The sequence below is a fragment of the Jiella sonneratiae genome, assembly GCF_017353515.1.
Taxonomy (GTDB): Bacteria; Pseudomonadota; Alphaproteobacteria; order Rhizobiales; family Rhizobiaceae; genus Jiella; species Jiella sonneratiae.
Genome location: NZ_JAFMPY010000003.1, coordinates 341,159 through 354,784, shown reverse-complemented (window position 1 = coordinate 354,784; position 13,626 = coordinate 341,159). Strand labels below are relative to the sequence as shown.

12 protein-coding genes are annotated in these 13,626 nt (G+C 68.0%); 8 read left to right on the top strand and 4 right to left on the bottom strand.

Annotated elements, in window-relative coordinates; all coding sequences use genetic code 11:
- Nucleotide 1: 1 nt before the first annotated feature.
- Genes J1C47_RS03885 through J1C47_RS03875 form a run of 3 tightly spaced genes read left to right on the top strand, consistent with a single transcriptional unit; the run spans nt 2 to nt 2,845 of the window.
- Complete coding sequence (locus tag J1C47_RS03885) at nt 2-1,519, top strand: acyl--CoA ligase (RefSeq protein ID WP_207349401.1); 1,518 nt, start codon at nt 2-4, stop codon at nt 1,517-1,519.
- Entirely contained in the window at nt 1,516-2,493 is a 978-nt protein-coding gene (locus tag J1C47_RS03880) for a 2-dehydropantoate 2-reductase (RefSeq protein WP_207349400.1), read from the top strand. The genes J1C47_RS03885 and J1C47_RS03880 overlap by 4 nt, the downstream gene beginning before the upstream one ends.
- 1 nt (nt 2,494) lies before the next feature.
- On the top strand, nt 2,495-2,845 hold the full coding sequence (locus tag J1C47_RS03875) for a hypothetical protein (protein ID WP_207349399.1): 351 nt from the start codon (nt 2,495-2,497) through the stop codon (nt 2,843-2,845).
- Between the two features lie 283 nt (nt 2,846-3,128).
- Here the strand turns inward: J1C47_RS03875 and J1C47_RS03870 are convergent, their stop codons facing one another.
- On the bottom strand, nt 3,129-4,631 hold the full coding sequence (locus J1C47_RS03870) for an NAD(P)H-hydrate dehydratase (protein WP_207349398.1): 1,503 nt from the start codon (nt 4,629-4,631) through the stop codon (nt 3,129-3,131).
- A gap of 292 nt (nt 4,632-4,923) precedes the next feature.
- On the opposite strand from J1C47_RS03870, the gene J1C47_RS03865 reads away from it, so the two are divergent.
- The 3 genes from J1C47_RS03865 to parE all read left to right on the top strand — a co-directional run bounded on the left by J1C47_RS03865 (nt 4,924) and on the right by parE (nt 9,135).
- Nucleotides 4,924-5,262 carry a P-II family nitrogen regulator gene (locus J1C47_RS03865; RefSeq protein WP_134759306.1) on the top strand — a complete coding sequence of 113 codons (339 nt, stop codon included), beginning with the start codon at nt 4,924-4,926 and terminating at the stop codon, nt 5,260-5,262.
- Nucleotides 5,263-5,409: 147 nt separating this feature from the next.
- Nucleotides 5,410-6,819 (top strand): type I glutamate--ammonia ligase, encoded by a 1,410-nt coding sequence (gene glnA, locus J1C47_RS03860; protein ID WP_207349397.1) that lies wholly within the window; start codon nt 5,410-5,412, stop codon nt 6,817-6,819.
- Between the two features lie 291 nt (nt 6,820-7,110).
- Nucleotides 7,111-9,135, top strand: coding sequence for a DNA topoisomerase IV subunit B (gene parE, locus J1C47_RS03855; RefSeq protein ID WP_207349396.1), 2,025 nt, complete (start codon nt 7,111-7,113; stop codon nt 9,133-9,135).
- A gap of 201 nt (nt 9,136-9,336) precedes the next feature.
- On the opposite strand, the gene J1C47_RS03850 is transcribed toward parE, so the two are convergent.
- Entirely contained in the window at nt 9,337-9,789 is a 453-nt protein-coding gene (locus J1C47_RS03850; protein ID WP_207349395.1) for a hypothetical protein, read from the bottom strand.
- Here J1C47_RS03850 and J1C47_RS03845 point away from each other — a divergent pair.
- Nucleotides 9,779-10,759, top strand: a complete 981-nt coding sequence (locus tag J1C47_RS03845; protein WP_207349394.1) for an omptin family outer membrane protease — start codon at nt 9,779-9,781, stop codon at nt 10,757-10,759. The genes J1C47_RS03850 and J1C47_RS03845 overlap by 11 nt on opposite strands.
- Before the next feature lie 312 nt (nt 10,760-11,071).
- Here the strand turns inward: J1C47_RS03845 and J1C47_RS03840 are convergent, their stop codons facing one another.
- Entirely contained in the window at nt 11,072-11,881 is an 810-nt protein-coding gene (locus tag J1C47_RS03840) for an outer membrane protein (RefSeq protein ID WP_207349393.1), read from the bottom strand.
- 285 nt (nt 11,882-12,166) lie between these two features.
- Between J1C47_RS03840 and J1C47_RS03835 the strand changes: the two genes are divergently transcribed.
- Complete coding sequence (locus tag J1C47_RS03835; protein ID WP_207349392.1) at nt 12,167-12,724, top strand: hypothetical protein; 558 nt, start codon at nt 12,167-12,169, stop codon at nt 12,722-12,724.
- 112 nt (nt 12,725-12,836) lie between these two features.
- Here J1C47_RS03835 and J1C47_RS03830 read toward each other — a convergent pair whose 3' ends face one another.
- Complete coding sequence (locus J1C47_RS03830) at nt 12,837-13,544, bottom strand: alpha/beta fold hydrolase (RefSeq protein WP_207349391.1); 708 nt, start codon at nt 13,542-13,544, stop codon at nt 12,837-12,839.
- Between the last annotated feature and the right edge of the window lie 82 nt (nt 13,545-13,626).

The window sequence follows — 13,626 nt, the reverse complement described above, 5'->3', positions numbered from 1 at the left end:
GATGCTCGATCTCTTGAAGGCCGGCGGTGCGGACGATCCGGCGATCGGGGCCCCGGACCGGCCGTTCCTCTCCTACCGCCGGCTTTCGGAACTCGTCGAGGCGACGGTCGGAACGCTGAACCGCCTCGGGATCGGCCGCGGCGACCGGGTGGCGATCGTCCTGCCCAACGGCCCGGAGATGGCGACCGCCTTCGTCGCCGTCGCCGCGGGGGCGAGCGCCGCGCCGCTCAATCCGGCCTACCGGGCCGAGGAGCTGGAATTCTATCTCGGCGATCTCGGGGCGAAGGCGCTGATCCTCGACGAGGTCGGCCACGAAGCCGCTGAACGCGTCGCGGCAAAGCTCGGCATCCCGGTGCTGCGGCTGTCGGCCCGGCCGGATGCGCCGGCCGGCGCCTTCACGCTGTCCGGCGAGCCGGTCGGCGAGGCCGCCCGGCCCGGCTTGTCCGGCGAAGGGGACGAGGCGCTCGTCCTCCACACCTCCGGCACCACCTCGCGGCCGAAGATCGTGCCGCTCAGCCTCGGCAATCTGGCGGCCTCGGCGCGCCACATCCGCAGCTCGCTCGCCCTCGCCCCGGGCGACCGCTGCCTCAACGTCATGCCGCTGTTCCATATCCACGGGCTGATCGCGGCGGTGCTCTCCTCGCTGTCGGCCGGCGCCTCGGTGACCTGCACCCCCGGCTTCAACGCGCTGAAGTTCTTCCAGTGGCTCGATGACGCGGCGCCGAGCTGGTACACCGCGGTTCCGACGATGCATCAGGCGATCCTGGCGCGCGCCCCGCGCAATTTGGACAGCGTCGCCCGCGCCGAGCTGCGCTTCATCCGCTCGTCCTCCTCCTCGCTGCCGCCGCAGGTGATGGCCGAGCTCGAAAAGACCTTCGACTGCCCGGTGATCGAGGCCTACGGCATGACCGAGGCTTCGCATCAGATGACCTCGAACCTCTTGCCGCCCGGCGCGCGCAAGGCCGGCAGCGTCGGCCCGGCGGCGGGGCCCGAGGTCGCGGTGCTCTCGCCGGACGGCGAGGTGCTTGCGGCCGGCGAGATCGGCGAGATCTGCATCCGCGGGCCGAACGTCACTTCGGGCTACGAGAACAACGACAAGGCCAATGCCGAGGCCTTCGCCCATGGCTGGTTTCATACCGGCGATCAGGGGCGGATCGACGCGGACGGCTTCCTGTTCCTCACCGGCCGCCTGAAGGAGATCATCAATCGCGGCGGCGAGAAGATCTCGCCGCGCGAGGTCGACGAGGTGCTGATGGACCATCCGGCCGTCGCGCAGGTGGTCTGCTTCGCCATGCCGCACGACAAGCTCGGCGAGGAGGTCGCGGCGGCGATCGTCCTGCGCGAGGGCGCCAAGGCGGGCGAACACGAGATCCGCGCCTTCGCGGCGACGCGCCTTGCCGACTTCAAGGTGCCGCGCAAGCTCGTCTTCCTCGACGAGATCCCGAAGGGCGCCACCGGCAAGCTGCAGCGCATCGGCCTCGCCGACAAGCTCGGTCTCGGCAAGGGCGGAGCGTCGTGAAGGTCGCGATCTTCGGCGCCGGCGCCATCGGCGGCCTCGTCGGCGCCCGGCTCGCCGAGCGCACCGACGCCGACGTCTCCCTCGTCGCCCGCGGGCCGCATCTCGCCGCCATGCGGGAAAACGGCCTCCTGGTGCGCTCGGCCGCCGGCGAGACGCGGGTCAAGGTCCGCGCCACCGACGATGCCGCCTCGCTCGGCCCGCAGGACGTCGTCGTCATCGCGCTGAAGGCGCATTCGGTGCCGGCGGTCTTGCCGTCCCTCGAACCGCTGCTCGGGCCGGACACCGCCGTGGTCACCGCCCAGAACGGCCTGCCCTGGTGGTATTTCTATAAAAGCGGCGGCGCGCATGACGGCCGCCGGATCGAGGCCGTCGATCCGGGCGGGGCGATCTGGCAGACGCTCGGGCCGGAGCGCGCCATCGGCTGCGTCGTCCATCCGGCCGCCGACATCGAGGCGCCGGGGATCATCCGGCACGTGGAGGGCGAGCGCCTGCCGCTCGGCGAGCCTTCCGGGGAAAGGACCACCCGTGTCGAGGCCCTGTCGAAACTGCTCGTCACCGCCGGCTTCCGGGCGCCGGTGCGGCCGCAGATCCGCACCGAGATCTGGGTGAAGCTGTGGGGCAACCTCTCCTTCAATCCCATCTCCGCCCTGACCGGCGCGACGCTGGCGGCGATCTGCGCCCATGACGGTAGCCGCGCCGTCGCGCGGGCGATGATGCTGGAGGCCGAGGCGATCGCGACGGCGCTCGGCATCCGCTTTCCGATCGACGTCGACAAGCGGATCGCCGGCGCCGCCGAGGTCGGCGAGCACAAGACGTCGATGCTGCAGGATCTGGAACTCGGACGGCCGATGGAGATCGACGCGCTGGTCGCCTCGGTCGCCGAACTGGGCCGGCTGACCGGCATCCCGACCCCGGCGATCGACACCGTCCTCGGCCTCGTCCGCCTGCGGGCGGCAACGCCGCTGGCGCGGTGACTTGCGCAAGGAAAACCCGGGGCAGACGCCTCACCACCTCGATCTTTGGCACGGATTTCTCGTCATGCCGGTCGCACGCCCTTCCACTCTTCGCCGGGTCGTTCTGGTTCTCGGTTCGATCGAAGCCGCGTTTCTGCTCGCGTTCCTTCTCATGATGCTGCGCGGGGCCGAAACGAGTGATCCGATCGGCCGCTCCATCGCGACGGGGATGGCGCAGATCACGGCCATCCCGCTCGCAGCGCTGGTCGCTCCCGCGATCACACTCGGATATGTCGGTCGCGCATTGCCATTGGCGCTCGGCCTCCTCGTGCTCGCCCTGCCGATTTCAGCCATGCTCTGGCTCTTCGCCTGACAGAAGAACCGGAAGCGCAGCGCCGCTGCAACGCCTCGACCGCGAGAGGCTCGACGATCGTCATCATGCCCGCCCGCATGCGATTTTTTGACGCCGGACAGCATCTGCTTCCTTGGCTTGGCGGACCCGCCATCCCGCGAATCCATCGACCGGAAGCCGTCTGACGACCGGGCACCGACTCCTCATATGGTTTCCGGCAGATCACTTCGTGATGCCGGAAAAAAGACGCTCACTCGCCGCGCGGGCTTGATACGAGCCCCGCTCTGATCGAGCGGATCTCGTTTCACCCGCAGAGCCCCGCGAACACTTTCGGCAGCATCTGTGGCAGATCCTCGGCGATCAGCCCCGGCCCGAAGGCCTCGGCCGCCTTGCCGTGCATCCAGACGCCAGCCGCCGCGGCCTCGAAGCTCGGCGTCCCCTGCGCCAGTTGCGCGGCGACGATGCCGGCGAGGACGTCGCCGGTGCCGGCCGTCGCGAGCCAGGCCGTGCCGCTCGCATTGATCGCGGCGCGCCCGTCCGGTGCGGCAATCACCGTGTCGCGCCCCTTGAGGACGACGACGGCACCGGCGCGCGCCGCGGCCCGGCGGGCCAGGTCGAGCTTCGACAGGCCGTCTTCCGCCGCAAGGTCCGGGAAGAGACGTTTGAACTCGCCGGCATGCGGCGTCAGCACCAGCGCCGGCTCGCCGCCCGGCCGTCCCCGCGCCGCTTCGCCCGCCGCCGCAAACAGCGCCTGCGGCTCGTCCTTGAACGCGGTAATGCCGTCGGCATCGAGCACCAGCCGGCGCCCGGCACCGAGCACCGCCTGGGCGAAGTCCCGCGCCTTGTCCCCTGCGCCGAAGCCCGGGCCGAGCACGAAGACGTTCAGCCGGTCGTCGGCGAGGCGCTCTCGAAGCTCCGCCGCATCGTCGCAGCGCCTCAGCATCACTGCGGTCAGCTGCGCGGCGACGACGAGGACGGCGCTTGCGGGGGCGAAGACCGTGACGAGCCCTGCCCCGCCGCGCAGCGCCGCCGTTGCGGCAAGCCGTGCCGCGCCGGTCTGATGCGCCGGACCGGAAAAGACCACCGCATGGCCGCGGTCGTATTTGTGGCCGGCATCGGCCGGCACCTTCAGCCGGCCCTGAAAGAGCGCCGGGCCGGCCTCGAAGGTCGTCGGCGCGATGGTGTCGAGGACGTCGTCGGAAATCCCGATGTCGGCGACGGTGATCTCGCCGCAATACGAGCGGCCGGGTTCCAGAAGGTGGCCGGGCTTCCTGCGGAAGAAGGTGACGGTCGCATCGGCCTTCACCGCCGTCCCGAGCACGGCTCCCGTCGCGCCGGAGATCCCCGACGGCAGGTCGATGGCGAGCACCTTGACCGGCGCGGCGTTCGCCCGGTCGACGGCCGCCGCCGCCTCGCCCTCGAGCGGCCGCGCTAGCCCTGCCCCGAAAAGGCCGTCGACCACCAGCGCGAAATCCCCGGGCCGGAAGCTCGAAAGCGTTTCGGCCGGCCCGTCATAGGCTCCGGCGGCGATCGCGGCATCGCCGGCGAGCCCCTCCTTCGCGACGAGATGGAAAAGCCGAACGGCACGCCCCGCCGACTTCAGGAGAGCGGCGGCGGCATAGGCGTCGCCGCCGTTGTTGCCCGGCCCGGCGAGAAGCGCTATCGGCCCGTCGCCGGAAAGCCGCATCGCTGCCGCGGCGACCGCGGCGGCTGCCCGCTCCATCAGGAGGATGCCGGGCGTGCCGGCGGCGATCGTCGCCCGGTCTGCCGCCCCCATCTCCTCCGGTGTGAGCAGTGCGGCGTCCATTGCCCGATTTCGCATCATCAATTCTGCCTATCAGAAATGCAATTTGCCTAGACTTTCGACATTTCCCCGCGCCAGTCGGATTCGACGCGCCCTTTCTCAAAGGATAGGACACCGCATCGCGCGGCAATGTCCATGGTGCGGCCGATGCGCCGCCGCGGTTCCATTGCCGGGGCGGCGCCTGCCGCTAATTCGTGTATGCTCTCTCCCGCCGGCTGTTGGCACGACACCTGCATCGCCGGCTGCGACCGGCGCACAGCCCGGCGACAATCGAGATATGAAAAAAGGTCAGTCGATGAAAAAGGTCGAGGCGATCATCAAGCCGTTCAAGCTGGATGAGGTGAAGGAGGCGCTGCAGGAAGTCGGCCTCCAGGGCATCACCGTCACCGAGGCCAAGGGATTCGGCCGCCAGAAGGGCCACACCGAGCTCTATCGCGGCGCCGAATACGTCGTCGACTTCCTTCCCAAGGTGAAGGTCGAGATCGTGCTTTCCGACGAGACGGTCGAGGCGGCCGTCGAAGCGATCCGCAAGGCCGCCCAGACCGGCCGCATCGGCGACGGCAAGATCTTCGTCTCGCCGATCGAGGAAGCGATCCGCATCCGCACCGGCGAATCCGGCACCGACGCGATCTGAGGCCGGCCGGTCCGTCGCGGGGCGCGGCGGACCGGGGCCACCATCGAAAATGACCCATCGCGGGATGGATCACGACCCCGCCATGCGCTAACGAGCGGACGGTCCGGCCCGGAACCAGACGAACCAAATCAACAGGGAAGGAAGGCCATGACGAGCGCCAACGAGATTCTGAAGCAGATCAAGGACAACGACGTGAAGTTCGTCGACCTGCGCTTCACCGATCCCAAGGGCAAGATGCAGCATGTCACGATGGACGTCTCCATCGTCGACGAGGACATGTTCTCGGAAGGCTCGATGTTCGACGGCTCGTCGATCGCCGGCTGGAAGGCGATCAACGAGTCCGACATGGTGCTGATGCCGGATCCCGAGACCGCCCACATGGATCCGTTCTTCGCCCAGGCCACCATGGCGGTGACCTGCGACATCCTCGATCCAATCTCCGGCGAGGCGTACAACCGCGATCCGCGCTCGACCGCCCGCAAGGCCGAGGCCTATCTCTCCCAGTCCGGCATCGGCGACACCTGCTATTTCGGCCCCGAGGCGGAATTCTTCGTCTTCGACGACGTGCGCTACAAGGCCGACCCCTACAACACCGGCTTCCGGGTCGATTCGACGGAACTTCCCTCCAACGACGACACCGAATACGAGACCGGCAATCTCGGCCATCGTCCGCGCATCAAGGGCGGCTACTTCCCCGTGCCGCCGATCGATTCCTGCCAGGACATGCGCTCGGAGATGCTGACGGTGATGGCCGAGATGGGCGTTTCCGTCGAGAAGCACCATCACGAGGTCGCCGCCGCCCAGCACGAGCTCGGCATCAAGTTCGACACGCTGACCCGCAACGCCGACAAGATGCAGATCTACAAATACGTCATCCACCAGGTGGCGAACGCCTACGGCAAGACGGCGACCTTCATGCCGAAGCCGGTCTATGGCGACAACGGCTCGGGCATGCACGTCCACCAGTCGATCTGGAAGGGCGACAAGCCGGCCTTCGCCGGCAACGAATATGCCGGCCTCTCGGAGACCTGCCTGTTCTACATCGGCGGCATCATCAAGCACGCCAAGGCGCTCAACGCCTTCACCAACCCCTCGACCAACTCCTACAAGCGGCTGGTGCCGGGCTTCGAGGCGCCGGTGCTGCTGGCCTATTCCTCGCGCAACCGCTCGGCCTCCTGCCGCATCCCCTTCGGCCAGTCGCCGAAGGCCAAGCGCGTCGAGGTCCGCTTCCCCGATCCGACGGCGAACCCCTACCTCGCCTTCTCGGCCATGCTGATGGCCGGCCTCGACGGCATCCGCAACAAGATCCATCCGGGCCAGGCCATGGACAAGGACCTCTACGACCTGCCGCCGGAGGAGCTGAAGGAAATCCCGACGGTGTGCCGCAGCCTGCGCGAGGCGATGGAGAGCCTCGACGCCGACCGCGAGTTCCTAAAGGCCGGCGGCGTCTTCGACGACGACCAGATCGACGCCTTCATCGACCTGAAGATGGCCGAGGTGCTGCGCTTCGAGATGACGCCGCACCCGATCGAATACGACATGTACTATTCGGTCTGAGCCGCGGCCTCAGGCCCTTCGGCCTTTTTGCGATCGGGACGGGGCGGCCGGCGACGGCCGCCCCGTCTTTTCGTTTTCGGCGCCGCTTCGCCCGCCGGGCTCCCGGCAGGCGCTGCGGTGTCGCGATCGGCCGGCAAGCCGCGCGATTTTCCGTGGAAAACGGCGGAATCCGGCTTGTCCGGCCCGTCATGTGCCCCATGCGCCTTGAAGAACATTTCGTGAAAGTATAGGCAGGGGCATGGTTGCGGCCCCCAGACCATCCCCTTCACGCCAGCGAGGACTTTCCGGCCGATGAGCGACGACCTGTTTTCGGGCAACGCCGCGCGCCAGCCGAGAGCGCCGAGGCCCTCCGCCCCGACGCGCAAGCCCGCGCAGGATTTCGTGCCCGGCGCCGACTATACGGCGGCCGACATCGAGGTCCTGGAAGGGCTGGAGCCGGTGCGCCGGCGGCCGGGCATGTATATCGGCGGCACCGACGAGAAGGCCGTCCACCACCTCTTCGCCGAGGTCATCGACAATTCGATGGACGAGGCGACGGCCGGCCATGCCAACTTCATCGAGGTCGCGCTCGAGGCGGACGGTTTTCTGTCGGTGACCGACAACGGCCGCGGCATCCCGATCGATCCGCATCCGAAATACAAGGACCGCTCGGCGCTCGAAGTCATCATGACGACGCTGCATGCGGGCGGCAAGTTCGACTCCAAGGTCTACGAGACCTCGGGCGGCCTGCACGGCGTCGGCGTCTCGGTGGTCAACGCCCTGTCGGAGCATCTCGAGGTCGAGGTCGCCCGCAACCGCAAGCTCTACCGGCAGACCTATTCGCGCGGCCTCGTCACCTCGCCGCTGCAGGAAGTCGGCGACATCCAGAACCGCCGCGGCACCAGGATCCGTTTCCGGCCCGATCCCGAGATCTTCGGGGCGAACTGCCGGTTCCGCCCCGAGCGGCTGATGGCGATGGCCCGCTCCAAGGCCTATCTCTTCGGCGGCGTCGAGATCCGCTGGTCCTGCGATCCCTCCCTGCTCGCCGCAGATTCCGGCGTTCCGACCCGCGAGACCTTCCATTTCCCGGGCGGCCTGAAGGACTATCTCGACACCACCCTCGGGACCGAACACCGGGTCACCTCGCAGATCTTTTCCGGCCGGACCGAGAAGACCTCCGGCCACGGCGCCGTCGAATGGGCGGTGTCCTGGACGGCCGACGACGGCTTCGTCCGCTCCTACTGCAACACGATCCCCACCCCGGAGGGCGGCACCCACGAATCCGGGCTGCGCTCGGTGCTCCTGCGCGGTCTCAAGGCTTTCGCGGAAGTCTCTGGAAACAAACGCGCTTCTGTGATCACCGGTGACGACGTGATGCAGACCGCCTCGGCGATGCTGTCGGTGTTCATCCGCGAGCCGGAATTCGTCGGCCAGACCAAGGACCGGCTGGCCACCGCCGAGGCCCAGCGCATCGTCGAGCAGTCGATGCGCGACAGCTTCGACATCTGGCTCGCCTCCTCGCCGCAGGATGCCGCGCGGCTGATCGACTGGGTGGTCGAGCGGGCCGACGAGCGGCTGCGGCGGCGCCAGGAAAAGGAGGTCAGCCGCAAGTCGGCGACCCGCAAGCTGCGGCTGCCCGGCAAGCTGGCGGACTGTTCGCAGACCGGCGCGGCCGGCGCTGAGATCTTCATCGTCGAGGGCGATTCGGCCGGCGGCTCGGCCAAGCAGGCGCGCGACCGCATGCGCCAGGCGATCCTGCCGCTGCGCGGCAAGATCCTCAACGTCGCCAGTGCCGGCCGCGACAAGCTCGGCGCCAACCAGCAGCTCGCCGACCTGACGCTGGCGCTCGGCTGCGGCACCCGCTCGAAATACCGGCAGGAGGATCTGCGCTACGAGCGGGTGATCATCATGACGGATGCCGACGTCGACGGCGCCCACATCGCCTCGCTGCTGATCACCTTCTTCTACCGCGAGATGCCGGAACTGATCCGCGGCGGCCACCTGTTTCTGGCGGTGCCGCCGCTCTACAAGCTGTCCGGCGGCGGCAAGACCTTCTATGCGCGGGACGACCGCCACCGCGAGGAGATTGTGGCGCGGGAATTCAAGGGCCGCAAAGTCGAGGTCGGGCGCTTCAAGGGTCTCGGCGAGATGCTGCCCGGGCAGCTCAAGGAAACGACGATGGACCCGAAGAAGCGCACGCTGCTGCGCGTCGTCGTCGACGAGACCCCGGAGGCCGGCACATCGAGCGCGGTCGACGCGCTGATGGGCAACAAGCCGGAATCGCGCTTCCGCTTCATCCAGGAGCGCGCGGCCTTCGTCTCGGACCTCGACATCTGAACCACCCCGTCGCGCCGCATGGCTTGGTTCGGTGCGGGTTCGGTGCGGTTTGCCGGACGGTATGACCGGCCGATCGGGCCTGCTGCGCCGCCGCACGCTTCATATGGTTTCCGGCAGATCACTTCGTGATGCCGGAAACAAAGACGCTCAATCCCCGCGCGGGCTTCATACGAGCCCCACTCTGATCGAGCGGATCTCGTATCACAGCGTGATTGGGCCAGGCGCCCCGTTCCTTTCGGGGTGCTTCGCCTTGCAGGCCTCGAGCTGGGCGCGGCAGATCCGTCGAGCCCGCGCCGGCGAGGCGCCGCTGCGCTCGGCGGCCTTCGAACACCGTGCGACCCAGTTCCGCTCGCCGATCCGTGCGATCGCTTGGGCGATAGCGGTGCAGGGGGAGATGACCGTCGCCAGCCGCGAGCCGGGAGACTGATTCGCGAGCGCCAGGACGATCATCGCGACGGCGACGATCCCGCCGTAAGCCGTTGCGCCGAAACGGTTCGACGGCGGCGCTCCCGTCATTTCGTGACCTAGCGGCAACAGCGTCCCTCCCTCGGCGATCCGCGTCGCCAGTCTTCGCGGGATGTCGATTGACGTCAACCTGTCGTGGTGCAACCGGTCGATCGTCCAATTTGGGGGATCTACCGACATGGCATTCATCAGGCAATCACTGCGTCGTCTCGCATGCGGCGCTCTCGGCATCGGCATTCTCGCGCCGATGCTCAGCGCGCCGGCCCGCGCCGAGGAGGAGGTGGCGGTCGAGGCGCCGGACTTCACGGCCAGCTTCGGCACCCGCTACTTCCTGAGCAGCGGACGCACCCGCTACGACCTCTTCACCGTCAGCGGCGACGACGAAGTCTCGCGCCTCACCTTCGACGACATGACGACGAGCTCTCTGGAGCTTTTCGGTGCGATCAAGCACTCCTCCGGCGTCTTCCTCAACGGCATGATCGGACTCGGCTGGTCTGACTCGGGAAACCTGCAGGACGAGGATTTCGAGCCCTACATCTTCCCCTACTCGTCGACGGATTCAGAGCTCGACGACAACCGCCTGCATTACGGCCAGGTCGACCTCGGCTACGAATTCCTGCAGCGCCCGACCTACAGCCTCGGCGCCTTCGCCGGCTATTTCTACCTTCATGAGCGGGAAAACGCCTACGGCTGCCAGCAGACCGCCGGCAATCCCTTCATCTGCGGGGCGTTTTCCGGGACGATCGGCAACGACATCGCGGTGATTTCCAACGAGGGCGACTGGCACGCGCTGCGGATCGGCCTGTCCGGCCAGGTGATGCTCACCGACCGGCTGACGCTGAGCGGCAACGCCGCCTATCTCCCCTATGTCAAGCTTTCCGGCGAAGACACCCATTGGCTGCGCATCGGCACCGACTTCGTCGGGCCGACCCCCTATGACGGCGACGGCGACGGCTATCAGCTGGAAGCCAAACTGGATTACGCGGTCTCCGACGCCTTCTCGGTGGGCCTCGGCGCCCGCTACTGGCACCTTTCCACCGACGGCGGCGATTTCCACTTCGAAAAGAGCGCCTTTCCGCTCGGCTTCTACAGCGCCCAGAAGACCGATTTCGAGACGAGCCGCGTCGGCGGCTTCATCGACGTCGCCTATCACTTCTGAGCCAAACGAGGCGCGACGCCTGCGTCGCGCCTTTCGCGGTCTTCGGCAAGGCCTTTCCCGCGCGGCAGGCGGCGCCGGGCTTCGATGTCCGGCCGCCGTTGCGGCGACCCGAGAGGCGCGAAAGGCCGGCGAGGCCCGCCTCCGGCGCGAGGCCGACCCGCAGGCCGCCTAGTTTGCAAGAAGAATGCAGCGCCCCTGCCCCCGGTTGATGCCGGTCCGCCGGGACGCGTCGCAAAACGAAATCGGCCCGGGAGTGGACCCGGGCCGAAGGGGCCGGCGCCGCAGGGCGCCGGTTCGCTCTGATCAGGCGGCTCAGTTGAACTTGTAGTTCAGGCCGACCCGGATCGTGTGGATGTCGAGGCTGACCTCGTGGTCGAGCGGCTGGTTCGGGATGTTGGCGTTGACGGTCCGGAAGGGTTCGTCCCCGAAGTCGATGTACTGATACTCGACCTTCGCCGTGAAATTCTCGGTGAAGGCATATTCGAGGCCGGCGCCGACGGTGTAGCCGATGTCGAAGTCCTCTTCGCCGACGTGGCATCGCTGCAGACCGCCGCCCACCGGCGGGCAGCCGTCGGCAAAGCTCCAGTCGAGATTGCGGCGGACCGTGGCGTCGGACCAGGCGAGACCGCCGGTGCCGTAGACCAGCAGGCGGTCCATGGCATAGCCCAGGCGGCCGCGCACGGTCGCCAGGACGTTCATGTCCAGATCGTCCGTCGTGCGGGCATTGAAGCCGCCGAGCGTGAAGATGCCGGAGTCACGCGTGTCGTCGAGGCCGGACCAGTCGACGTCGGCCTCGACGCCGACGACGTAAGGGCCGGTCTGGTAGTTGTAGCCGACCTGCACGCCGGCGAGGCCGCCGTTGCTGTCGAAACCCCCGGTGCCCGACGCGATCGCGAGAGCCGAAGCGACCCCGTTGATGTTGCTACCGGCCGGGATGGTCGTGCTCGTGTCGACGTTGCCCCAGGCGTAACCACCGTTGATACCGATGTAGAGTCCGCTCCAGTCGTAGACGGACGAAACATACGGTGCCGGGGCGGCGGGCTCGACGAGCACGTCTGCGGCCATTGCAGTGCCTGCCATGCCGATCAGGGCCGACGTGGTCAGCATCAGTCTGCGAATCATGTGCTATTCCCCCTCGTTTCCAACATTGACGTTTTTGCAAGTTTCGATCCCTTGCACTACTGCATCAAAGCAACAGTCACCCCGTTTCTATAAGGCCTTATGCGCTTATGCATAGTTTTGTTTGAAACGATTGCCGATTGGCAGACTATCCTTCGAAGGGACTTCGTTCGCGCTGAGGAAGCGGAGCCGCGCGCCGATCTCGCGGCGGTCGCATTCCTCCTGTAAGAAGCGAGCGAGGGGGCGGCCGCATTCGTGCCGCCCGAGCGCCGTCTGGAGATGCCACCGATGTCGAAGCTTTCATTCCGTTCCTGCGCCGGCCTCGTCGCCGCGTCGCTGATGCTTGCCGCGCCGAGCCTTGCCGAGGATGCCGCCAAGACGCCCGCGGCGGGCACCGCCGGCACCCCGGACGCCGCCGCCGGCCAGACCGCCGCGACGACTGCCGCCGCCTCGTCCGACGAATTCTCCGCGGCGGCCGAAGGTCTCTCGCCCCTCGTCCAGGACGTCCAGGTGGTGGGACCCTGGTCCGACGGGGACGAACACGGCGTCTGGCGCACGGTGATGGTCCAGCCCGCCGGCGAAGACGCCAAGACGCATTTCTTCCTCCAGCAGCTCGATGCCTCCGGCCACAACGGGCTTGCCTTGCGCTCGACCACCGAGATCCCGGAGATCGCCAAGATGGAGGGGCAGGTCGTCGGCTATCGCCCGGACGATCCGAACGAGGCCGAGCCGAACAGCATCACCCTGTTCTTCGAGGTGGTGCCGAACGACGGCGAGGTGAGCGAGACCTACGAGCTGCACTTCACGCCCGGCCAGCCCTACAGCTTCGGTCCGGCCTCGAACTGAACCGTCGCCTCCGCTAGGAGCGCCGTTTCTTTTCCCCGCCGCGGCCGGCAGGCCACGCGCCGCGTGGCGGCGACGCTCGGAGGCGTACCCTGCAGGCGGTGCCGTGGGCGTATCACTCGAAAGCCGAAACGAGCCGCCGGAGAGCGCCCGTCGCGACCTCCGGCGCCTCCCAGGTGACGAGGTGTCCGATGCCCTCGATCATCTGGAACTCCGCCTGCGGCATGGCGGCGGCCATCGCCCGGGACGCCGCCGGATCGATCACCTCGTCCGCCGTCCCTGCCAGGATTGCCGTCGGCACGGCGATGCGGGGCAGCAGCGCCGTCTTGTCGCGGCGGTCGATGATCGCCTGCTGCTGGCGGGCGAAAGCCTCCGCCCCGACCGCTTCGGCCATCGCCACCGAACGCCGGCGGAGGTCGGGATCCTGCCGCGCCTTCGGCCCGAACAGCTTCTCGGCGATGACCGCCGCCACCGCCGCGACGCCGCGTTCCCTCGCCACTTCGACGAGCCGGCGCCGCCGCTCCGTCGCCGCCGGCGTATCGGGCCACGGGCTCGTCGCCATCAGCGCCAGCGCCTGCACCCGCTGCGGTTCCAGGCGCATCGCTTCCAGCGCGACATAGCCGCCCATCGACAGGCCGCACAGGACGAATTCTGCCGGCGCCTCGGCCAAAAGCCGCTCGGCCATGGCGGTGATCGACGCGTCGGACAGCGTGTCGGCGACGTGGCACGAGGCGTCGAGCGCTGCCAGCGCCTCGATCTGGGCGGCATAGAGCGCGCGGGTGCACAAAAGGCCCGGAACGAACACGATCTGGCGGTTTTTCATGAAAATGCCCCTGCAACCGGCCGAAAGACGCCCCATATGACGTGTCGAGGTTGACTCGCGTCTGCGGTCGCCCTATCGCCCA